This is a genomic window from Lysinibacillus sp. HST-98, from assembly GCF_016757845.1.
Classification (GTDB): domain Bacteria; phylum Bacillota; class Bacilli; order Bacillales_A; family Planococcaceae; genus Lysinibacillus; species Lysinibacillus capsici.
The window spans coordinates 277,446-300,173 of sequence record NZ_JAENHX010000004.1; the positions used below are offsets into that span (position 1 = coordinate 277,446).

At 37.6% G+C, this 22,728-nt stretch carries 20 protein-coding genes and 1 riboswitch; of the genes, 5 read left to right on the plus strand and 15 right to left on the minus strand.

The annotated features are described in order from the left end of the window. Position 1 precedes the first annotated feature (1 nt). From JIN86_RS12170 to JIN86_RS12230, 13 genes are all read right to left on the minus strand, one after another. Entirely contained in the window at positions 2–1,003 is a 1,002-nt protein-coding gene (locus tag JIN86_RS12170) for an asparaginase (protein WP_202342039.1), read from the minus strand. 18 nt (positions 1,004–1,021) lie between these two features. After that, complete coding sequence (locus tag JIN86_RS12175; protein ID WP_202342040.1) at positions 1,022–2,173, minus strand: ROK family transcriptional regulator; 1,152 nt, start codon at positions 2,171–2,173, stop codon at positions 1,022–1,024. A gap of 14 nt (positions 2,174–2,187) precedes the next feature. After that, positions 2,188–3,069, minus strand: coding sequence for a sugar phosphate isomerase/epimerase family protein (locus JIN86_RS12180; RefSeq protein WP_004225480.1), 882 nt, complete (start codon positions 3,067–3,069; stop codon positions 2,188–2,190). 1 nt (position 3,070) lies between these two features. Next, the gene (locus JIN86_RS12185; protein ID WP_004225482.1) at positions 3,071–4,129 is read right to left on the minus strand and encodes a Gfo/Idh/MocA family protein; all 1,059 of its coding nucleotides are present in this window, start codon (positions 4,127–4,129) and stop codon (positions 3,071–3,073) included. Between the two features lie 13 nt (positions 4,130–4,142). Continuing rightward, positions 4,143–5,021: a sugar phosphate isomerase/epimerase family protein gene (locus tag JIN86_RS12190; protein WP_202342041.1), complete on the minus strand. Its 879-nt coding sequence runs from the start codon at positions 5,019–5,021 to the stop codon at positions 4,143–4,145. Between the two features lie 18 nt (positions 5,022–5,039). Next, positions 5,040–6,005 (minus strand): ABC transporter ATP-binding protein, encoded by a 966-nt coding sequence (locus JIN86_RS12195; protein ID WP_009371619.1) that lies wholly within the window; start codon positions 6,003–6,005, stop codon positions 5,040–5,042. After that, entirely contained in the window at positions 5,998–6,990 is a 993-nt protein-coding gene (locus JIN86_RS12200; protein ID WP_202342042.1) for an ABC transporter ATP-binding protein, read from the minus strand. Before JIN86_RS12200 ends, JIN86_RS12195 begins: the two co-directional genes overlap by 8 nt. Before the next feature lie 11 nt (positions 6,991–7,001). After that, complete coding sequence (locus JIN86_RS12205; RefSeq protein ID WP_009371621.1) at positions 7,002–7,898, minus strand: ABC transporter permease; 897 nt, start codon at positions 7,896–7,898, stop codon at positions 7,002–7,004. Between the two features lie 13 nt (positions 7,899–7,911). Next, on the minus strand, positions 7,912–8,835 hold the full coding sequence (nikB, locus tag JIN86_RS12210) for a nickel ABC transporter permease (RefSeq protein WP_004225489.1): 924 nt from the start codon (positions 8,833–8,835) through the stop codon (positions 7,912–7,914). Positions 8,836–8,901: 66 nt separating this feature from the next. Then, positions 8,902–10,485, minus strand: a complete 1,584-nt coding sequence (locus JIN86_RS12215; protein ID WP_009371622.1) for a glutathione ABC transporter substrate-binding protein — start codon at positions 10,483–10,485, stop codon at positions 8,902–8,904. Between the two features lie 492 nt (positions 10,486–10,977). After that, a complete protein-coding gene (locus JIN86_RS12220; protein WP_202342043.1) occupies positions 10,978–12,330 on the minus strand; it encodes an aspartate aminotransferase family protein in 1,353 nt (450 codons plus the stop codon). A 24-nt stretch (positions 12,331–12,354) separates the two neighbouring features. Further along, a complete protein-coding gene (locus tag JIN86_RS12225; RefSeq protein WP_202342044.1) occupies positions 12,355–13,884 on the minus strand; it encodes a CoA-acylating methylmalonate-semialdehyde dehydrogenase in 1,530 nt (509 codons plus the stop codon). Positions 13,885–13,906: 22 nt separating this feature from the next. Beyond that, positions 13,907–15,319, minus strand: coding sequence for an amino acid permease (locus JIN86_RS12230; RefSeq protein ID WP_202342045.1), 1,413 nt, complete (start codon positions 15,317–15,319; stop codon positions 13,907–13,909). Between the two features lie 233 nt (positions 15,320–15,552). Here JIN86_RS12230 and JIN86_RS12235 point away from each other — a divergent pair, with 233 nt between their 5' ends. Further along, on the plus strand, positions 15,553–17,121 hold the full coding sequence (locus tag JIN86_RS12235; protein ID WP_202342046.1) for a PucR family transcriptional regulator: 1,569 nt from the start codon (positions 15,553–15,555) through the stop codon (positions 17,119–17,121). Positions 17,122–17,174: 53 nt separating this feature from the next. On the opposite strand, the gene JIN86_RS12240 is transcribed toward JIN86_RS12235, so the two are convergent. Continuing rightward, positions 17,175–17,969, minus strand: coding sequence for a carbon-nitrogen family hydrolase (locus JIN86_RS12240; protein WP_202342047.1), 795 nt, complete (start codon positions 17,967–17,969; stop codon positions 17,175–17,177). Positions 17,970–18,065: 96 nt separating this feature from the next. Here JIN86_RS12240 and JIN86_RS12245 point away from each other — a divergent pair, with 96 nt between their 5' ends. Then, a complete protein-coding gene (locus JIN86_RS12245; RefSeq protein ID WP_202342048.1) occupies positions 18,066–19,235 on the plus strand; it encodes a pyridoxal phosphate-dependent aminotransferase in 1,170 nt (389 codons plus the stop codon). Between the two features lie 42 nt (positions 19,236–19,277). On the opposite strand, the gene JIN86_RS12250 is transcribed toward JIN86_RS12245, so the two are convergent. Beyond that, positions 19,278–19,781 (minus strand): PPC domain-containing DNA-binding protein, encoded by a 504-nt coding sequence (locus JIN86_RS12250; RefSeq protein WP_004225507.1) that lies wholly within the window; start codon positions 19,779–19,781, stop codon positions 19,278–19,280. 122 nt (positions 19,782–19,903) lie between these two features. Further along, positions 19,904–20,008: riboswitch (SAM riboswitch) on the plus strand. A gap of 88 nt (positions 20,009–20,096) precedes the next feature. On the opposite strand from JIN86_RS12250, the gene JIN86_RS12255 reads away from it, so the two are divergent. From JIN86_RS12255 to JIN86_RS12265, 3 genes are all read left to right on the plus strand, one after another. Next, positions 20,097–20,927, plus strand: a complete 831-nt coding sequence (locus JIN86_RS12255; RefSeq protein ID WP_202342049.1) for a MetQ/NlpA family ABC transporter substrate-binding protein — start codon at positions 20,097–20,099, stop codon at positions 20,925–20,927. Between the two features lie 106 nt (positions 20,928–21,033). After that, entirely contained in the window at positions 21,034–22,059 is a 1,026-nt protein-coding gene (locus JIN86_RS12260; protein WP_004225515.1) for a methionine ABC transporter ATP-binding protein, read from the plus strand. Then, positions 22,052–22,723 carry a methionine ABC transporter permease gene (locus tag JIN86_RS12265; RefSeq protein ID WP_004225517.1) on the plus strand — a complete coding sequence of 224 codons (672 nt, stop codon included), beginning with the start codon at positions 22,052–22,054 and terminating at the stop codon, positions 22,721–22,723. Before JIN86_RS12260 ends, JIN86_RS12265 begins: the two co-directional genes overlap by 8 nt. Positions 22,724–22,728: the final 5 nt, after the last annotated feature.

Below are 22,728 nucleotides of genomic sequence, written 5' to 3' on the forward strand. Positions count from 1 at the left end.
TCTAGACAATTTTAATTGTAGATACAATTTCTCCTACCTCTACCCCTGCATCATTGCGCACAAATGTAGGAGACAATGCTTTAATACGCTCAATTGTTTCTTGATTTTTATACTGAATTTGTTCCAATACAGAAGCAATTACATTCGGCCATGGACTTTCTGAGCCATTCATAATTTTCAAGGCAAAACTTACCCCTTCATCTCTAAGAGCAAAACAGTATACACCCTGTGCTCCACCCTTTGCCACAATATTAGGGTCCTTTAATAATGCCGTACAAATAAAGTTTTGCGCTGCAATGATATGATTCTCTTGATTCATCACTGACGTAAGCTTGATTACTGCTTCACGAATTAGTTGATCATCAATTAATTCTGGTCGTGCTAACTTTAAATAGGCAATGGCCATGTTTTTTAACGGAATCGCAAAGACGGGCGCACCACAGCCATCAATCCCTGTATGAATTCTCTCTATCTTATATTCACTTAAATAAGCAATATATTTTTTTATCATCTGTTGCAGTGGATGTGCTGGATGACAATATTGCTTGACATCATAGCCATTTGCTAGACATGCAGTTAAAAATCCTAAATGCTTGCCCGCGCAATTATGAAAGAGTTTCCTCTTTTGAAATCCTTGTTGAATATACTGTGTTTTAGGTTCCTCATTTAATGGATAGGATGCTGCACAAATTAAATCATTTTCATGAATTGGGAGTTTTTCCAGCAAAGAGAGTAATGCCTCTTGATGATAAATTTCGCCTCTTTGCGAAGCCAGAAATAATGCACTTTCATTTGAAGTAATCCCGTATTTTTCTATAAAATCAGTCATAAAAATGGGAATGGCTTGAAATGGTTTTGCTGCAGAACGAAAATACACAGGCTCATAGTCTTGACCTACAGAGACGAATTCTTCCTTCGTTAGATTCACAGCACTCATTTGTCCATAATGCACATTTTCCATTAATCCTGAACGATACTCCTTTAAAAATTCTGAGTAAGCCACGAATCAACCAACCTTTCTTTAAACAGACAGCAACTGCTTTTGTGCTTGTAATGCCGCTCCTTTAACAACCCCTTCTTTTAATTGATTTGAAAACTGTAAATCAAAGTAGGGTTGTAATTCCTTCCATATATACTGTTTACACTTTTCACTAAGAAGTTTTTGAAATGTCACATTGTGCTCAATAATTTCTCCACTGACGATGACAGCCTCTGGTTCGTATAAACAAACTAGATTATTGATGGCAATAGCTAGAAAAGTAGCTACATCTTGTTGAATATCGATCGCCCATTGCTCACCTTGATCAACACACTGCAAAATCTCTTCTATTGATTGAATATTAAGATTTTTAGGTGTTCTTTTTAACAGCGTAACTTCAGAAACATACATCGATAAGCATCCTCTTTTACCACAGTGACACATTTCACCAAAGGGATTAATTGTTATATGACTTATTTCTCCAGCTTTATTTTGAATGCCACGATACACTTCTCCATTTAATAATATGGATGCTCCTATTCCCGTTCCAATTCCGACTAAAATACAATTTGAATACAGTGGCGTATAGATATCACCAATTTCAGCAATGATTTGCATTTTTAATTCATTATCTACGATGACTTCACAACCCAAAACACCATTTAAATCTTCTCTTATATGGCAGTTTTCCCACTTCAATTGCTCAGAGGAAACGATAATTCCTTCCTCGTTATTGATTACTCCTGGAATTCCTATCCCAATGCCTAGTAATTTATCCTGAGCAATCTGATATTCTGTCATGATATTTTCTATAGATCGTTTTAGTAGATGTATGGCTTCTTCGTATTGATGCTTGATGCTACATTTGACTTCCTGAAAGGCAATAAGCTTCCCCAAGAAATCTAGTATCCCTATTCGAATAGTAAAGCAGTCAATTTCTATCCCAATCGTATATAAAGCATCTTCGCGCATATGAATTAACGTAGGACGTCTACCAATGGCTGTTTCTTCCGATACCCCTTCAAGAATAAAGCCTTCCGCTTCTAGCTCCTGCACAATACGAGTAATGGTCGTAGGGCTCATTTTTGTATGTTTTGATAATTGAATTCTTGAAATTGGCGCCATCTGCCTTATTGCGTCAAGCACAATATATTTATTTTGTCTTCGCATTTGTACTTGATCTTGCTTCTTCAAATTAGATTCAACCCCTATTTAAACTTTTCTATGAATTGTACAGCTTCTTTGATGTCTTTTTCGGGATTTGATCTCACTTCTCGTTCAATAGTTAAATAGCCATTGTATCCGATTTCTTGTAAAGCTGAAAAATAAAGCTCGAAATTGACATCTCCATGACCTAATGGAAGTTCTCTGAAAAACTCTCCATTTTCCACCATTTCTTCTATTTTATCATGAGATGTTCCAGAATCGTATCCTAAGTACCCGTACACATCTTTAGGATTCGTTGACTGTAGTTGAATACCATCCTTTACATGTGTATGTACAATATACTTCTTTAATAGTTTGACTCCAGCTACAGGATCATCTTTTGTTACCATCACCATATTGGCAGGATCAAAATTAACCGATACACCGTTCGTTGATAGCTTATCTAAAAACCCTTTTAATGTTTTACTCGTTTCTGGTCCTGTTTCAATCGCAAAATAAGCATCTAATGATGTAGCATATTGTCCTAATTCTTCACAAGCTTCCAGCATTGTTTGATAGATTGGGTCATTTTCATCTTCAGGAATAATACCGATATGGGTTGTAACAATGGATGTTCCTAGGTCCTTGGCTAATTGCAGTATGTCTTTGGATTTCTTTATTTTCCGGGCATTTTCTGCTTTATCTTGGAAGCCATGTCCTCCTAAATCTCCACATAAGGCAGAGATTTCTAGACCTAACCCTAAGATATACGCCTTCAATTCTGCTCTCTGTTCAGCACTTAGGTTATCGGGGTCCAATTCACCTGAAACGGCATACATTTGTACACCCTGTGCACCAACTTCTTTCGCCTTTAACAAACCTTCACGAATAGGTAAACGAAAGCTGTCTACTATCACACCGATTTTATTATCCAATTTCACCATTTTAATAAACAACCTCCTTTCCTTCAGTTGCAGAAATATAAATACCTTCTAAGATTTTCATAATTTCTACCCCATCTTCCACAGGTGCAACTGATTCATAATGATGAAGGCAACAATCAACAAATGAATTGATTTCATTTTGAAAGGCAGTCGCAAAATCAAATGTTAGATCGTTAATTTGAGGATGAATATTTAAAATCGTATTATGCTCTTCACTTACAATTTTTAATTCAGGCTCTAGCTCTGCTCCACCGTTCGTGCCATATAGCTTAATACTTATTTCTTCTTTTATAGCATGTAGTGTATAGGAAACGTCTACCATTAGCGACGCCCCATTCTCAAATGTAATGAGGGCATTTGCTAAGTCTTCTACTGTGTTTTTAGTAGCATCATAGTCTGCAGCCTTGTAAAAGGATAAATTTTCAATATGATTTCGATTTCCTAATTGATTGTAAGTATGACCTGTTATACGCTTCACCTTTGGTCTACCCATTAAATACCAACATATATCAATTACATGTACCCCTAGATCAATTAAAGGTCCGCCACCAGACTTATCAATTTCTGCAAACCAGCCTCCTGGATTCCCTAATCTTCTTAGGCAGGAAGCTTTGGCATAATAAATATCGCCCAATTTGTTATCGTCAATGAAGCTTTTCAGTACTTTGGTATTTGTTGCAAACCGTCTTACATAGCCCACTTGAAATACTTTCTGATGCTTTTCTGCAACCTTTTGGATATTTAGAGCCTCTGCATACGTCATAGATAGCGGCTTTTCTATTAGAACATGTAAGTCATTTTCCAAAGCAAGAATCGCCAATTCTGCATGCGTATTATTCCATGTACAAATACTGACAGCATCCACATTTTTATCTGCGAATAGCTCTTCTTTCGTAGAAAAAACATGCGTTGCTCCAAATTGGGCTGCTTTCGCTTTGCCTCGTTCAATAGAAGCATCATACACGCCATATAATTCAACGAATGGATTATTCGTATAGGAACCTAAGTGAAAATCTGAAATAGAACCTGTGCCAATGACACAAACTTTTAATTTGTTCATGTACTTTCCTCCTTTAGAGCTTGCATTCGTCCCATAAACGACGTACATTATCCATTCCTATTTTTGAACCAACTTGACAATCTTCCATTCCTTCAAACTCAATAGTAAGATAGCCATCATATCCACTGCCTTTTACGAGCTTAATAATTTCTCGAATATTTATATCGCCATGTCCGACAATAGCACCTCTGATGTAGTTGTTATGAACTGTACGGAACCACTCGCCCTCACCTGGATTTTCATAATAAGGACGAATATAAAAATCTTTAAAATGTACCGTAGCAGCATAAGGAATGTTTTTCATAACACCAATGAGAGGTTCTTCATCAATACATAAAAAATTACCGATATCTAAAGTTGTTTTAAAGTTGTCTCTGTTTACCGCATGAATTAATTGTTGTACACGATCACTTGTTTGAACATTAAAGCCATGATTTTCAATCGTTGTCGTAATATTAAATTGTTTCGCGTAATCTGCAATTAACTGACAGCCTCTAAGCATTTCTTCAAAGTGCTCGTTGTAATAATGAATGGATGTTTGCTCCTTTGGTAAGGTAAAAAGTGTAACGTCATGGCGCAAAATCTGAATACCCATATGATGTACTACATCAATATGTTTCTTTAAACGTTCAACTTCTTCTAAAAAAGCTTCCTCTGTATCCTGAATAAAGTTAGCTGGTAACGAATAGGCGGATAACTCTAATCCTAGCTCTGCTGCTTTATCTTTAATTTCAGTTGCAAGCTCATAGTTATCTACAACAGTAAATTCATAGGGCACTAATTCTACATGCTGACCACCGTTGTCTGCTACCCATTGTAAAACATCCAGAACATCCATCTCTCCCTGTCTCATTTTTTTAACCATGCTGTATGTGCTTAACCCTATTTTCATTTATAAACATCCTCTCCATTAGTTAACAAAGTGACATGCAACACTTTGCTCTTCGTTAATTTTCTTCATTTCTGGTATAGCTTGCTTACATATATCTGATGCAAAGGGGCACCTTGTGTGGAAGGTACAACCACTTGGCGGATTTTTAGGATTTGGAATATCACCAGTCAAAACGATCTTCTTTTTTCGTAATGTTGGGTCTGCAATTGGTACGGAAGCAATAAGCGCTTGTGTATATGGATGCTTTGGTTCATTAAATATGGTTTCTTTACGCCCAATTTCTACAATGGATCCTAAATACATAACCCCAATATAATGGCTAATATGCTCTACAACACTTAAATCGTGAGAAATAAAGAGATACGATATTTTATATTCTTGCTGTAATTGCTTTAATAGATTCAATATTTGCGATTGTATAGATACATCCAACGCAGACACAGGCTCATCAGCAATAATTAATTTTGGCTTTGTTATTAAAGCACGTGCAATACCTAAACGCTGTCTTTGTCCACCACTGAACTCATGTGCATAGCGATCGGCATGTTCAGCATTTAATCCAACGACTTCCAGCATTTCAAGCACTAGTTTTTCACGCTCTGCTTTCGAAAGTTTTGTATGAATTTCTAAAGGTTCCCCAACAAGCTCCTTGACCTTCATTCTTGGATTCAATGAGGCATAGGGGTCCTGAAAAATCATTTGAACAGTTTGCCTTAAGTGCCTTAATTCAGATGGCTTTGCAGTAGCTACTTCTTTCCCATCCACAACGATACTTCCATTCGTTGGTGCTATTAATCTAGTAATTAATCTGCCTGTAGTAGATTTCCCACAACCACTTTCTCCAACTAGACTGAATGTCGTACCTTCCTCTATTTCAAAGGAAACATCTATAACCGCGTTAACATATTGCTTTTTTTGAAATAGCCCTCCGGCTATTTGAAAGCTCTTTTTTAAATTCTCCACTTTTAATATACTGTTAGGCATTTACTTCCACATCCTTTTTCACATATAGCCAGCAGCTACATTGGCGTGTAGCCGAAATTTTTACTGTCGGTGGACTCTCCTGATGGCATATAGACATCGCTTGATTACAACGTGGAGCAAATTTACAACCATTCGGCATATTTTGTGGGGATGGTACTTGACCATTGATAGAATCTAATACTTCTTTGTTATCACCAATTTTCGGTACAGATGCAATTAAACCTTTTGTATAGGGATGCTTGGGGCTAGCAAATAATTCAAAGACATCTGCTTCCTCTACAACCTGCCCTGCATACATGACCACTACCCTATCGCACATTTCCGCAACAACACCTAAATCATGTGTAATTAATAAAATAGCTGTCTCATTTTCTTCTTTTAGCTTTTTCATTAATTCTAAAATTTGAGCTTGTATCGTGACATCAAGCGCAGTGGTTGGTTCGTCAGCAATAAGTAAATTAGGGTGGCAGGCCATAGCCATTGCAATCATTACACGCTGGCGCATTCCTCCTGAGAGCTGATGTGGATATTCATAAATGATTTCCTCGGCCCTCCCTATGCCCACGCTTTTTAACATTTGGATTGCATGATGCTTACTTTCGTTCTTCGACAGCTTCAAATGCATCTCAATTGCTTCCATTAACTGCTTGCCTATTTTTAAGACAGGATTTAAAGAAGTCATGGGCTCTTGAAAAATCATGGCCATTTGCTTGCCACGAATCTTCCGAATTTCTGATTCGGACATTTTCGTCAAGTCATGCCCATTAAAATGGATAGAGCCATTGACGATTTTGCCTGTAGTACCGTGAAATAATTGCATGATGGATAACGATGTTAAGCTTTTTCCACTGCCCGATTCTCCCACTAAGCCCAATATCTCTCCTTTACCGATGGAAAAATTGACACCTCTTAAAATCTTGATTTCCTTATTATCACGCGTAAAGGACGTTTCTAAGTCACTTACTCGCAATACATGTTCTGGCATAGGCATTCTCCTTAATTATTTTTTATTTTTGGATCTAATACATCTCGTAATCCATCACCTATTAAGTTAAATGCTAGTACGGTTAAAAATATGGCAATGCCCGGCATGATGACTACGTGCGAAGATGTTCCTAAATAGTCACGCCCACTACTTAGCATGACTCCCCACTCAGGCATTTCAGGGCTTGCACCTAAGCCTAAAAAACTTAAACCAGAAGCTGCTAAAATGGCTGTTCCTATACGCATTGTGACAAAAATGATTAATTCACTAATGGTTTCAGGGAAAATATGTTTCCACAGCACTCTAACATGTGAAGCTCCCATTGATTGTGCTGCCTCTACGTATACATTCTCTTTCGCATTCAATGTAGCACCTCTGACTAAACGTGCAAAAGATGGCACACTAAAGATCATCACAGCAATGATGACATTATTAATACCAGGGCCCAATAAGGCTACAATGGCAATCGCTAACAATAAATCAGGGAATGAAAACAGTACATCACAGCTACGCATGATGATTTTGTCAATCCACCCACCAAAGTAACCGCTAATTAAACCTAAAATAGTTCCTAGTATTAAGCCTAAAAATACGGCACTGAAACTCACCATCAAGGATATTTTTGCGCCTACTATCAAACGACTAAAAATATCTCGACCATACTCGTCCGTTCCTGCCAAATGACTTGCACTTGGTCCCTCTAATAAAGCATCATAATTTGGTTCAAAAGGGTCGTACGGTGCGATATAAGGTCCAATAATGGCGACTACAATTAACAATCCTATAAAGATACTTGCTACCAAAGCAGCCTTTTGTTTTTTAAAAGACTTCCAAAATTCTTTAAGAGGAGAGTATTTTCTTTGTGTATTTTGCACTTGGCTATTTTGCACAGTAGTTGGTGAAGTCATTTTGTTCCCTCCCTTAAGAATTTAATTGGATTTTTGGATTTAACACGGTATAAAGCACATCAACAATTAAATTGACTAAAATAAATTCAAATGCAAATAACAGCAGTGCAGACTGAATGACGGGATAATCTCGAAAGGCAATCGAATCGATTAGAAGTCGTCCCATTCCTGGAAAACTAAAAACTGTCTCCACTACCACCGATCCTCCTAAGAGAAATCCAAATTGTAAGCCTGCTACAGTTACCACAGAAATCAAGGAATTTCTTAAAGCATGGGTCACAATAACGGAGTGTTCTTTCAGTCCTTTTGCTCTCCCTGTTCTTATAAAATCTGCTTGTAACGTTTCAAGCATAGAAGAACGAGTAAATCGAGCGATCATTGACATAATGCCAGCTCCTAAGGTCAAGGAGGGTAAAATATAACTAGAAAAGCCGTCTAATCCACCTGTTGGAAATAACCCTAGCTGCACTGAAAATAATTGAATCAATAATAAGCCCAGCCAAAATCCCGGAATCGAAATGCCAGAAACAGCCGTTACCATTCCAAAATAATCAGGCCATTTGTTTTTATTGATGGCAGAAAGAACACCAATCACCAAACCCATTAATGTAGCCCAAAACATGGAAAGGAAAGTAAGATGAAGAGAAGGCATAAACCTTGTTTTAAACATATCTATGACAGGTAGTCCTGTTGTTAAGGATGTTCCAAGCTCACCCGTCACAAGATTTTTCATATAATCCATGTATTGTTTAAGAATGGGTTTATCTAAACCTAACTCATGGCGTACATTTTCAACATCTTCTAGCGTGGCATCCTTACCAGCTACTAATCGTGCAGGGTCACCTGGTATGAAATGAATAAATAAGAATGTTAATATGGAAATGACAATTAATATCGGTATCATTTCAACAGTTCTTCTTGCTACATACTTCCACATGCGGCCTTCCTCCTTTCTATTTTTGTAGAAAAGGAATTGACGAGCATCAATTCCTTTTACTGTTCATTACTCCACTTTGGCATTCTTCACATCAAGTCCACCTGTAGGGTTTACTAGTACACCGCTCACATTTGAACGTACACCATATACAACTTCATCTACCCCTAAGAAAATCCAAGGTGTATCTTGATAAACGATTTCCTGTAATTTTTCATATAGTTCAGCTTGGCGATCTACATCTGAAATAGAATTAGCTTCATCCATTAATTGATCTGCCTCCGTATTATGATAATAAGCTGTATTTGCACCATTTGGTGGGAATGATACGCTATGGAAAAGAGGCTTTGTTGCATTCGTTATATCCGAAGCATACGCTGACCAACTCACATACCACATTTGTAATTTCGCATCATCTGGTGTTTGTGCACCATAGATTTCGTCTGATAAAGTTCCTTCTTCCATTGATTTAATTTCTACTTTTACACCGATTTGACCTAACTGTTGTTGAATAAACTGCATACCCTTCATCGTATCTGAGTTTGTGTTCCCCCAGATTTCAATATCGAAGCCATCTGGATAGCCTGCCTCAGCCAATAATTCTTTTGCCTTTTCAATATTGTGTTCATACATTTTTTGCTGCTTATAATAAACGGTTTTAGAAGGAATAATGGAGTCTAATGGTAAACCCAGCCCTGCATTCACCACTTTTAAATAAGCATCCTTGTCCACCGCATAGTTAAAGGCTTGTCGAACTTTAATATCATCCAAAGGTTTTTTATAGGTATTTAATGAGACATAATGTGCAATTGTAGAAGGAACCTTATTCACCTCTACATCTTTACTATTAGAAAGCTCATCAATATTTTGTGCTGGCACTGGATAGATAACCTGAGCATCACCCGCTTTTAGCATCGCTACGCGCGACCCATTTTCTGGCACTGGTTTATAGGTGATTTTAGCAACACGTTCTCCACCATCCCAATAGCCATCAAAGTTTTCAATTGTTAAATGGTCTCCTTGTACCCATTCAACAAATTTATATGGTCCTGTACCAACAGGTTTTTTAGGTATATCTGCTGAATTTTCTTTAATCATTTTTGGACTAATCATTTTGGCAACGCCGAATCGCGTAATCATTGGTCCATATGGTTCTTTTAAAGTAACTTTAATTTCATAGTCACTTAGAATTTCAACATTGCTGATTAAGCTAAAACCACGAGAATATAAACGTAAGCTTTCATCATTCATGATCCGTTCAATGTTGACCTTTACAGCTTCAGCATTAAACTGTTCCCCGTCATGGAAAGTAACCCCTTCTTTAAGTTTGAACGTATAGACTAGAGCGTCTTCACTAATTGAATAGTCATCTGCTAAAACCTTAATAATTTGTCCATCTGCATCGAAGCCTAGCAAACCTTCTAGCATTGTCTCCTGTACAGAACTCGAATTCGTATCCCCTGTGTTATGCGGATCCATTGAAATAAAATTTTCATTTACAGCGATGACAAGTTCATTTTTAGAACTAGCTGTACCTGATTCTGTAGTAGACTTATCTCCAGTATTTGATGCGTTAGAATTGTCTTTCTCTGCGCATGCCGCTAAAAGCAACGTACATAGAATGACAAAAACCAATTTTTTAACATAATTCATCTCATCTACTCCCTTTGTAAAAATATATAAAAATATTTCTTATAACTTAAATTAAGAAATATAATTACCAAAAATCATTTATTTTCTCCACTGCTGAAAATAAGTAGGTAAAAAATTAACTATATTTTCTTATGATTAGACAATTCAATTCAGGCAAGACATCGCTTCCTCAACTATCACAATTGCTTTTAATCAGAAAGTATAGTTCAAATTACAAGATGTATTTATTCCACTGCTGAAAATAAGTAATTAAAAAAATATACCCTATCAGGACATTTCTTAAAATTTCTATCAGAAAATTAATTATTTTTTAACAACTATAAACTATGAAATCTAATATTTCCAGTATTATTTTGATAAATTTCTGAATTTTATAATTATTTTTATTGAGCTATAATAATTATCCCTTTAGCTCATTTATGCTCCAAAGTACTACAATAAAAGCTCTAAAAGCCTTTATTACTCGGCTTTTAGAACTTTTATGAATAGTCACTATAGCGTATTTAAACTATTCACAACCACATTTAATATGCGGTCAAGATCTTCTTGTGCAATATTAAGTGGTGGTGATAACGTTAAGACATTATTAAACCCTGCTACGGTAGCTCCATTTTTCCCAATGATGACCCCTTGCCCTTTACATGCTGCAATGACAGCATTCACTTTCTCCACAGGTAAAGGTTCTTTCGAAACTTTATCTACCACTAACTCAATTCCAATCAATAAGCCTTTGCCTCGTACATCTCCTACATTTGGGTGATGCTGTAATTCTTGTTGCAGTGTTTCAAGTATTGCTACACCAATTTCCTTGGAACGGTCAAATAACGCCTCTTGCTCAAGAATCTCAATATTTTTTAATGCGACTGCACATGCTACCGGTGAGCCACCAAATGTATTTACATGGCGGAAATAGCCGTATGCATCTGAGCCTGTAAATGCCTCATATATTTCTCGCTTTACCGCTGTAGCTGATAGTGGTAAATAAGCACTTGTAATGCCTTTCGCCATCGTAATAATATCAGGCTTTACACCATAATTCATAAATCCAAATGGCTTGCCTGTTCGACCAAAACCACAAATAACCTCATCCACAATCATTAAAGCGCCGTGTTTTTTGCATACTTCTTCAATACCTTTTAAATAGTTTTCTGGAGGCATAATGACACCACCACCTGTAATAATAGGCTCTAAAATCATCGCTGCAATGGTATCGCTCAGTTCCCATGTCATGGTTTTATCTACAGCCTTTACACTTGCTAAATCTAATGGCGCGCTCGTATCACTTTCATGTTCACGATATTGATCAGGTGGTGCAACATGGATAAAACCTGGTGATAGAGGCTCATATTTATATTTACGTTCTGCCTGCCCTGTTGCCGCTAATGCCCCAAAGGAGTTACCATGATACGCACGGTAACGAGAGACAACTTTATAGCGCGAACTTTGCCCTTTTTGCTGATGATATTGTCGCGCTATTTTAAATGCTGTTTCATTTGCCTCTGACCCACTATTAGAGAAGAAAATAACGTAATCGCCACCAAGCATTTCATTTAGCTTTTCAGCTAATTCTACTGCAGGCAAATGTCCCTGAGATAAAGGTGCATATGCATTTTTCATCATTTGTTCATGTGCTGCATCCGCTAATTCTTTACGACCATAACCAACGTTGACACACCATAGCCCAGCCATCGCATCAATATATTCCACACCGTCTGTATCAGTGATTCTTGCACCATCAGATTTCGCTACTACATACGTGGCTTGTGGATTATAGGGTTTCATCGAATGCCATACATATTGCTCATCCTTTGCTAATACATCACTTTTAAGATTGATCTGCGTCATCGCCAAACACCCCTCATTATTATTTTAGTTTTTCGCATCGTTATTACTTGGGAACGCAAAGGAGCTTGCTGTATCCTCTGTCTCATCGGGCCAACGTTCAGAAATCGTTTTTGCCTTTGTAAAGAATCTCGCCTGATCGGGGCCAAACATATGCCCTTCACCAAACTTAGATCGTTTCCATCCACCAAAGTTGTGATAGCCAACTGGGATTGGGATTGGCACATTAACCCCTACCATGCCCACTTCTATTTCTTCTTGGAATTTACGCGCCGCCGCTCCACTGCTTGTAAACATTGTGACACCATTACCAAGCTCATGATCATTTATTAAATCGATAGCCTTTTGTAGAGAGTCCACCCCCACTACAATACGTGCTGGACCAAAGACCTCCTCTTTGAAGATCGTCATTTCTGGTGTGACATGATTAAGTAAAGTAGGACCAAGATAAAAACCATTAGACGTTTCACATACTTTTGGATTTCTTCCGTCGATGACAAGATTTGCCCCTTCACTGACTGCCCCATCGATATAGCGTATAATTGTATCCTTGGACTGTTTAGTGATGACTGGACCAAAATCGACGTCTTGCTCTGTATAAGGCCCAACCTTTAGTTGAGAAATTTTATTTTTCAATATTTCCGTAAAACGTTGCTCCGTATCCTTGCCTACAACAAGTGCACCGGAAATAGCCATACAGCGCTGAGATGCTGCGCCATATGCTGCTCCTAAAAAGGCATTTGCTGTTTGTTCTAAATTGGCGTCTGGCATAACAATCATGAAATTCTTCCCACCACCAAATGCTGCCACACGTTTATTGTGCTTTGTCCCAGTTTGATAAATATATTCAGCAACAGGCGTGGAACCAACAAATGAGATAGCTTGAATCTCTTTGTTTTCTAACAATTCATCCACTGCCTCTTTGTCACCATTGATAACTGTCCAAATACCGTCTGGCAGACCTGCCTCTTTCCATAATTGACTTAAATATAATGCTGAAATAGGTACACGTTCAGATGGCTTTAGAATAACTGCATTTCCTACCGCAACAGCCATACTTGTAATAGCGAGAGGTACCATAACAGGGAAATTAAATGGTGCGATGGTAGCCACTACGCCAAGTGGCGACTTGGCAGAAAAGGCATTAATATTACCACCCACATTAACCGAGTACTCCCCTTTTAGCATTTGTGGGGCACTGATTGCCATATCCACTGATTCAATCCCCCGAACAATTTCACCTTTCGCATCTTCCTTTGTTTTCCCACTTTCCTGGCAAATCACAGCGATAAGCTCTTCCTGCTTTTCTACTAACAGCTGACGGAATCGATGTAATACTTCTACCCGCTTCCCAATGGATGTTTTTTTCCATGCTGGAAAGGCTTCTTTTGCAAGCTGAATAGCATGCTTTACCTCGTCTCTTGAAGCAAGGGGCACTCTTGCAATGACCTCACCTGTTGATGGATTATATACTTCTGAGAATCTGTTACTTGTACCTGCTATCTCTTCTCCTTTGATAAAATGTGTTAGCGTTTTCATTTCTTGCTGAACTGTCATAATGGATCACTCCTTCATCGTCTTATTGTTCAAAATCAAACTTGTCTTTTGTGAAAAGGGAACTTGATTCATCGGCTTGTTTAATCCCCTTTTTCTTTTGAGTAAGCATATAGAAAATCATCACAATGGCCACAATAACGCATGTAAATAAAATTTGTGAGCGCATTGACTCTATAAAGAACATCGCAATGAGTAATGCTGTTGTGGCTAGTATTGTGAAATACGTTAAATACGGAAATAGCCACATCTTCACCTTTAATAGCTCTGGATTTTCTTGTTCAATCTTTCGTCGCATTCTTAATTGTGAAAAGGCAATGATTAAATAAAGAATTAACGTAATAGCACTACAAGAACTTAATAAAAACATAAAGACTTTATCTGGCGAAACATAATTCATTATGACCGCAATATACGAGAAAAATGTTGCGGCAAGTATAGCATTGACAGGTGCACCATTTTTGTTTAATTTTAAAAACGTTTTTGGTGCTTCTCCTTTTTCCGCTAAAGAAAATACCATTCGTGAGGTAGCATAAAGTGCTGAATTTAGGCACGATAATACTGCAGTTAAAACAACAAAATTCATAATTTGTGCAGCAGCAGGAATACCAATATAGTCAAGTACCGCTACATAAGGACTTGTTAAAATATCTGAAGAATGCCAAGGTAATAGCGTCACAACAACTGCTATAGAACCCACATAGAAAATTAAAATACGCCAAGTAATAGAATTGGTAGCTTTCGTAACAGCTGCTAAAGGTTCATCCGATTCACCAGCAGCAATGGCCACGATCTCTGTCCCCATAAAAGAAAAGATAACTATGACCACACCCATTAGAACAGCGCCAAAACCGTTTGGTAAAAAACCGCCCTGTTCAACTAAGTTGGTCATACCTACAGCATTAAAGTTGGGGGCGATACCAAAAATAATAAATGCACCGAGACCAAGAAAAACGACTATACTTGCAACCTTAATAAGAGAGAACCAATACTCAAACTCACCAAAAGCTTTGACAGAAAGAACATTTGTTAAAGTAAGTGCTACGGTTAATAACAGACTTAATAGCCATAAAGGAATCCCGTCATACCAATATTGAATAATGGCTGCTGCCGCTGTTGCCTCTAAAGCAATCGCAATCACCCAGAAAAACCAGTACAGCCATCCAATCATAAAACCTGCCCACGGACCAATGGCTTCATGTGCATAGTGTGCAAACGACCCACTCGTTGGATTGACAGCCGCCATCTCACCTAGCATACGCATAACTAATACAACGATAATTCCTGCAAATATATACGATAAAATTGCCCCTGGGCCAGCTAGGTTAATGACCGAGCCACTTCCCATAAATAGGCCAGCACCGATTACTCCGGCAATCGCAATCATCGTCATATGCCGCTTTTTTAATCCTCTTTGCAAATGCGTTTGTTGCCCCATATCTGTCACCTCTTTTAGTAGATTACTTGATCGCTTACAAAAATCTTACATCTTTCATAACGTTGAAGTAATAGACAAACTGTAAAATTCTATACTTTTGTTTTATACATAATGTAAAATAGACTAAATATTCTTAAAATAATTTTAAACCGATTTTATAAGAAAATTTGTATCACCAAGCAGAAATTATTGAACTTTAATTACAGAGATGCATATCGAAAGGAGGGGCAAAAATGAGCCCATTTCAACTAAAAGTGCTAGACGTTTTACAGAATAAATATTTTCAAAATGCGGAGGTAATTGCAGGTCATGAGGGATTAACAAGGAGCGTTAAATGGGTGCATGTACTAGAAATCATACATGTTGATAATTTTTTAGTTGGTGAAGAGTTAGTATTAACTACAGGGCTTAGTCTCCAACATAGTATTGAGGACTTTGTATCCTTTATAGAAGCCATCATTCAAAAAAATTGTGCTGCCCTTTGTATTGAATATGGCACCTCTATTCAAGCAGTTCCTGAAGCGATTTTAGCACTTGCCAACCGCCACCAGTTTCCTATTATTGTTTTCCATGAAGCAGTTCCTTTTGTTCGTATTACACAGGATTTACATAGTCAAATTATCAATCAGCAATATCTATTGATTTCTTCACTAGAAGCTTACTCACAAACATTGAACAAAAATGCAGTATTGGGACAAAACACAGACGATATTTTACAAAATATGTATAATGAATTGAAAATACAAATTATGTTTTCCATTAAGGGAAGAGAACCTGTCTTTTTCCCGAATATGGCTCATAAAAAGCGGCAGCAATTCCTAACATTGAATACATCGTCTCAGCTATTTAAACATGAGCCTATTTTTCTATTTGATCAACATTATGCCGATTTATCAATTTATCGAGAAGATGGGCTTTTCTCCGAATTTGAATTATTAATATTAGATCGCACGGCAACAGCGTTGGCACAGCTTTTAATGCGAGAGTTTTATATTGAGGAAAAAAAGAATATTGAGGATGCTTCGATTTTAGCTGATTGGATTGATCAAAAACTGTCTAAGGAGGAAATTTATAAATTTATCGTTACACATTATGCTAACTATACACAATCTAGTGGCACTGTCTTTATTTTGGCTTCTCCTAATACGTTGACAAAGGCACAGGAGGACGTTGTCTATAGTAAGCTTTATTATCGTAATCTCTTTGAGCAACATGGCTTTATTCCATTTTTATTTGAAAGAAAAAGCTATGTTATTTTTATTTTACTGCATACAAAAGATAGTAAAGCCATTCGTGATATGTTAAATAACATGTTTTGCTCCTTGGCCAAAACCGAATTTTATAAAAAGCAGCAAGCACAAGGTTATCAGATAGCTATTGGGAAGGTTGTTTGTGATGTAGATGAAATTCCTAAAAGCTATCAAACTGCACTAGAAACCTTATATATTTGTCGAAAAGTACAAACGTCCTCGTTCTTTTACGATGACCTGCATTTATATCATTTAATCTATAAATTACAAATGCAGGTGGATTTACAGGAAGTGATTTACGACTATTTACAGCCCGTTATTGAATACGATGAAAAATATAATAGTAAGCTTCTCGAAACATTGCAGGTGTATTTACAAACAAATGGCTCTAAACAGCAAACAGCGAATCAATTGTTTATTGTTCGTCAAACACTCTATCACCGCTTAAAAAAGCTTGAAAGTTTACTAGGTAAAAATTTTATGAATGGGCATAACCGCATTACACTTGAATTTATGCTACTAGCCAATTCATTGATCGAGGATAAGCGCTAGAAAAAAGTTGGCACGCTCAAAAGGCTATCTACCTTCCTAAGCGTGCCCCTTTATTACCCTTTCACAACTACATCCTGATACAGTTCAGGTCTGCGATCATCGTAAACAGGGATTCTTCCACGTACTTCATCGACAATAGAAAAGTCTACATCGATCACCGCTATTTCCTCGTCCTCAGCACCAACCCAAAGTACTTCTCCCCAAGGCTGAATAATCATGGATTGCCCATTAAAATTTTCTACCTTTTTTGAAATACGATTAACGGCTATGACAAAGCATTGATTTTCAATTGCCCGAGCCTGTAGCAACGTTTTCCAATGGTCAATCCTTGGAGTTGGCCACTGCGCTGGTACAAATAATACCTTTGCTCCTTGTAATGCATGGGCTCGTAACCATTCTGGGAAGCGAATATCATAGCAAATAACACCAGCAGCTTCAATGTCACCTAGAGCAAAACGATTCATTTCATTCCCTGCCTCTAAGTAAAGATGCTCGTCCATTAAACGGAAAAGATGTGCCTTACTATATTCCCCTACAAGCTCTCCATTACGTTCGAAGGTATACATCGTATTATAAAATTTGTCACCTTTCTTTGTTGAAACAGACCCCCCTACAATATGTACATCAAGTTCCTTAGCAAGTTTAGCCAAAAAGGCCTTTGTCCGCTCACCATTGATATCTGCTAGCTCAGACAGTTTTTCCAAAGCATAGCCTGTATTCCACATTTCAGGTAACACAATAATTTCTGCCCCTTGTTTTGCAGCTTCACGAATCTTCTCCTCCGCACGCGCAAAATTTTCTTCAACTTTGCCAAAGCCAACATTTAATTGAATACATCCGATTTTCATATCCATTCCTCCTCTAGACAATTAACAGAAAAAGTAATACTATTTGCTTCATATTCTTCAATAATAATTATTATATTCTGAAAAAGGTGATCATGCATGGAATTCTCGAAAAAACTACAGCAACTACCCACTCAATTTTTTGCAGCACTCGTTCAAAAAGTAAACTTGGCCCTAGAAGAAGGGCGTGATGTCATTAACCTTGGGCAAGGAAATCCCGATCAGCCAACGCCTACTCACATCATTCAAGCATTACAGGAAGCGGCTGAAAATCCTCAAAACCACAAATATTCACCATTTAGAGGTCTCGCTGAATTACGCCAAGCTGCTGCCGACTTTTATCAACGTGAATATCAGGTAGAACTAAATCCAGATACAGAGGTAGCGATTCTCGGTGGAACAAAAATTGGTCTAGTTGAGTTACCTTTAGCAGTGTTAAACCCTGGTGACACGATGCTCTTACCAGACCCTGGCTATCCAGATTACCTATCAGGTGTTGTACTAGGAGACGTCAATTTTGAAGTGATGCCACTTTTTGCCGAAAACGATTTCTTACCTGATTATGATGCATTACCTGATGAAGTGAAAGAAAAGGTAAAGCTTCTTTACTTAAATTACCCGAACAACCCTACAGGAGGTACAGCATCACTTGCGTTTTTTGAAGAGACTGTTCGCTTTGCGAAGGAACACAATATTATCGTATCACATGATTTTGCTTATGGGGCAATAGGATTTGACGGTAATAAACCAGTTAGCTTCCTTCAAGCAAAGGGTGCAAAAGAAGTAGGAGTTGAAATGTATACACTATCGAAAACCTATAATATGGCTGGCTGGCGTATAGGCTTCGCTGTAGGGAATGCCGAGATAATTGCTGCCATTAATCTTATTCAGGATCATCTGTTTTGTAGCCAATTCCCTGCCATTCAACAAGCCGCAGCAGTAGCACTGACAGGTTCCCAACAATGTGCGGATGAACTACGAGCTACTTATGAGCGTCGCCGAAATGTACTCATTGAAGAAGCTCGAAGAATTGGCTGGCATGTTACGGCTCCAAAAGGCTCCTTCTTCGCATGGCTCCCGGTACCACTAGGCTATACAAGTGAACAGTTCGCTGATCTTTTGCTCGAAAAAGCTGATATCGCTGTAGCAGCAGGTAATGGCTTCGGTCAATATGGTGAAGGCTATGTACGCGTAGGGTTGCTGGTTAGTGAGGAGCGCTTACGTGAAGCAGTCCATAGAATCGAGCAATTACAATTGTTTAATAGATAAATAAGACGTATCCTGTAGCTATCTCTAGCTACAGGATTATTATTATTTTTCAATTTTCCTTGGTTGCCCTAAACCATTTTCTAATGGATAAAATTGAGCATGACCTGTTTCATCATCCCATTTTCGAATATGTTGAATACCTTGTACCTCTGCCAACACTATGTCAGCAGTAATAACAGGGTTTCCCCCTTTTATTAAATGCCCACCTGATACAACACCCCATTGATCACTCATAGAGCCATGGAAATGTGTCTCATATCCACCATCTCGTTTACACACCACACCTGAACCTTGAATAAATTCTAATGGTCCCTCTTTTTCCATCACATCACTAAAACGAACTTGAATTTGAGCTGTTGCATCTGGCACTAAATAAACAAAGCTACTTTTTTGAAAGCTGCCAATACAGCTTACAATTGTGGCTGACGCTATATTATTCTCTTCGCAAAGCGCTTCAATCCCTTCAATGATATCTGTTCCTGTTAAAAAACGAGCACTAATAACCTTACCAAATGAACCTATACCATAATTAACTCTTACAGACATCGTTATCCCTCTTTTGCGTCGAAATATTATAATTATATAAAAAATTAAAAAATTATTTATTGACTTACTATACCCTATAAATTATATTAGTTCTATCGGAATTACAAAAAAATATTATAAATCTCTTATCAAGAGTAGCTGAGGGACTGGCCCTATGAAGCTCGGCAACCTCCTTTTTAAAGGAAGGTGCTAAATCCTGCAAACGAACTTCGTTTGATAGATAAGAGAGGACATCTTTTCATGAGCCTCTCTTAATTTGTAAGAGAGTTTTTTTATTTTCAAAAAACCGATAAAAACAATCTTGGAGGTATTTTCATGAAAAAGAAAAATAAATTTTTAGTAGGTTTAGCAAGTTTAACATTAGTAGCAGCTTTAGCAGGCTGTGGCTCTAAAGAAGATAGTAAAAGCCAAGCTGAAGGAATTGATGAAAAGAAAATCGTTGTAGGCGTCACTTCTGGTCCACACGAACAAATTGCAGAAGTAGCCGCTAAAGTAGCAAAAGAAAACGGGCTAGAAGTAGAGCTAAAATCATTTTCTGACTATGTTTTACCTAATACATCCTTAGCTGAAGGTGATCTTGATGCGAACAGCTATCAACACGAGCCTTTCCTGGATACATTTAATAAAGATCATGATACAGATTTAGTACCAGTGGGCAAAACGATTTTAAATCCAATGGGTATCTACTCTGAAAAATATAAATCCTTTGATGACATTCCTGACGGTGCAACGTTTGGCTTACCAAATGACCCAACGAATGGAGCGCGTGCCCTCTTTGTTTTACAGGAAGCTGGCTATATTAAGTTAAAAGATGGCGCAGACTTAACAGCCTCGATTCGTGATGTAGAAGAAAACAAAAAGAATTTAAAATTCATTGAATTAGAGGCAGCTCAAATTCCTAAACAACTTAGTGAAGTAGACGTAGCAGCTATTAATACAAACTTTGCATTAGAAGCTGGTATTAACCCTAAAGATGACTCTATTTTATTGGAATCTACTGATTCTCCATACGTGAACTATATTGTCGTGCGTGCTGAAAATGAAAATGATCCAACAATTCAAAAGTTCGTTGAGGCTTACCAATCTGATGAAGTACGTCAATTCATCGAAGAGGAATTCAAAGGTTCTGTAATCCCTAGCTGGTAATATGTTCAGGAAGCTTCTATAAGCCAAAGAATCTGCCGAAATCCCTCTATAGGAAAACGAGCAGATTCTTGCTTTTTAGAAGGTGGAGAAAGGAGCAAACAATCGCATGATTCAATTACAAAATATCTCAAAAGAATTCAAGTCGAAAAAAGGCATCATAAAAGCTGTGGATGGCATTAATCTTCATGTAAAAAAGGGACAAATTCATGGTGTAATCGGCTATAGTGGTGCTGGTAAAAGTACACTCATTCGTTGTGTTAATCTACTAGAACGTCCTACAGCAGGAAAAGTAGTGATAGACAATGTAGACATTACGACCCTTTCTCTTCAAGAATTACGTCAAACACGCCAAAAAATCGGGATGATCTTCCAGCACTTTAATCTAATAAAAACAGCAACAGTTTACAATAATATTGCAGTTCCCTTAAAGCTTCTAGGCTATAAAGAAGCGGAAGTAAAAAACCGAGTAGCTAAGTATGCTGAAATTGTCGGTTTAACAGATAAACTAGATAGTTACCCAAATCAACTTTCAGGTGGTCAAAAACAGCGTGTGGCGATTGCACGTGCCTTAGCACAGGAACCAGAGATTTTACTTAGTGACGAAGCAACAAGTGCACTTGATCCTGAGACAACGGAAGCCATTCTTGAATTGTTGTTAAAAATTAATCGTGAATTAGGCATTACGATTCTGCTCATCACACATGAAATGAATGTAATTCAAAAAATTTGCGATGAGGTTTCTGTTCTAGAATCAGGGAAAGTTGTGGAATTTGGCACAGCGATTGAACTTTTTGCGAAACCGAAACACCCTACAACGCGAAAGTTTTTAAATACAATTTCACAACGTAATTTATCCCCCTCTCTTATTGAGCAATTAAATGTTTCAGGAAGTGTAATCCGTTTAACATTCCTTGGTGAAAGTACTGGTAAGCCATTATTAGCCGAAGTCACTAAGGTATACGATGTACAACCAAATATTTTAACAGCTAATATTATTGAATTAAAAAACGGTATTGTCGGCAATATTGTGGTGCATTTACATGGCGAGACGCAGATTGTCCAAAAGGCGTTAGCGTATTTTTCAGAAAATGGTGTGGCAGTGGAAGAATTAGGAGGTGCGTTCAATGAGTAGTATCCAAAGTTTCTTTACAGATTGGTCAGATGTTATTGGCAAAGCAATTATCGAAACATTTCAAATGGTCGGAATTTCATTATTGTTCTCCATTCTGATTGGTATTCCATTAGGGCTATTAATTGTTTTAACACGACCAGGACAATCCTTTGAAAATAAATTTTTCTATCAATTTTTTAATCTATTTATCAATATTGTTCGCTCTGTTCCATTTATCATTTTATTATTCTTCATTTTACCTTTTACCAAGTTAATTGTAGGTACAACAATTGGTGTTAAAGGTGTAATCGTTCCGCTAGTTGTTTACACAGCTCCTTATATTGCACGACTGATGGAATCTGCGCTTTTAGAAGTGGATTCCGGAGTAGTAGAAGCCTACACAGCTATGGGTATTAAACGTCGCCATATCATTTGGCATGTCCTATTACGTGAAGCACGACCATCTATTATTTTAGGCTTAACGATTGCCACAATAGGATTAATTGGTGCAACAGCAATGGCAGGAATGGTTGGTGCTGGCGGTTTAGGTGACCTTGCCTATCGTTACGGTCATTTACGCTATGAGGTTGATGTGATGTATGCAACTGTCTTTATCTTAATCATCCTTGTGCAAAGCATTCAATCCATCGGTAACCGCTTCGCCGCGAAGTTGAAAAAAGATTAAGAGGA

Bases quoted from the DNA above. Each gene is read 5' to 3' on its own strand.
- JIN86_RS12250 (WP_004225507.1), bottom strand. From the start codon at position 19,781: ATGTCTGTAAGAGTTAATTATGGTATAGGTTCATTTGGTAAGGTTATT.
- nikB (WP_004225489.1), bottom strand. From the start codon at position 8,835: ATGTGGAAGTATGTAGCAAGAAGAACTGTTGAAATGATACCGATATTA.
- JIN86_RS12235 (WP_202342046.1), top strand. From the start codon at position 15,553: ATGAGCCCATTTCAACTAAAAGTGCTAGACGTTTTACAGAATAAATAT.
- JIN86_RS12230 (WP_202342045.1), bottom strand. From the start codon at position 15,319: ATGGGGCAACAAACGCATTTGCAAAGAGGATTAAAAAAGCGGCATATG.
- JIN86_RS12190 (WP_202342041.1), bottom strand. From the start codon at position 5,021: ATGAAAATAGGGTTAAGCACATACAGCATGGTTAAAAAAATGAGACAG.
- JIN86_RS12180 (WP_004225480.1), bottom strand. From the start codon at position 3,069: ATGGTGAAATTGGATAATAAAATCGGTGTGATAGTAGACAGCTTTCGT.
- JIN86_RS12225 (WP_202342044.1), bottom strand. From the start codon at position 13,884: ATGACAGTTCAGCAAGAAATGAAAACGCTAACACATTTTATCAAAGGA.
- JIN86_RS12245 (WP_202342048.1), top strand. From the start codon at position 18,066: ATGGAATTCTCGAAAAAACTACAGCAACTACCCACTCAATTTTTTGCA.
- JIN86_RS12195 (WP_009371619.1), bottom strand. From the start codon at position 6,005: ATGCCTAACAGTATATTAAAAGTGGAGAATTTAAAAAAGAGCTTTCAA.
- JIN86_RS12255 (WP_202342049.1), top strand. From the start codon at position 20,097: ATGAAAAAGAAAAATAAATTTTTAGTAGGTTTAGCAAGTTTAACATTA.
- JIN86_RS12185 (WP_004225482.1), bottom strand. From the start codon at position 4,129: ATGAACAAATTAAAAGTTTGTGTCATTGGCACAGGTTCTATTTCAGAT.
- JIN86_RS12200 (WP_202342042.1), bottom strand. From the start codon at position 6,990: ATGCCAGAACATGTATTGCGAGTAAGTGACTTAGAAACGTCCTTTACG.
- JIN86_RS12260 (WP_004225515.1), top strand. From the start codon at position 21,034: ATGATTCAATTACAAAATATCTCAAAAGAATTCAAGTCGAAAAAAGGC.
- JIN86_RS12265 (WP_004225517.1), top strand. From the start codon at position 22,052: ATGAGTAGTATCCAAAGTTTCTTTACAGATTGGTCAGATGTTATTGGC.
- JIN86_RS12220 (WP_202342043.1), bottom strand. From the start codon at position 12,330: ATGACGCAGATCAATCTTAAAAGTGATGTATTAGCAAAGGATGAGCAA.
- JIN86_RS12215 (WP_009371622.1), bottom strand. From the start codon at position 10,485: ATGAATTATGTTAAAAAATTGGTTTTTGTCATTCTATGTACGTTGCTT.
- JIN86_RS12205 (WP_009371621.1), bottom strand. From the start codon at position 7,898: ATGACTTCACCAACTACTGTGCAAAATAGCCAAGTGCAAAATACACAA.
- JIN86_RS12240 (WP_202342047.1), bottom strand. From the start codon at position 17,969: ATGAAAATCGGATGTATTCAATTAAATGTTGGCTTTGGCAAAGTTGAA.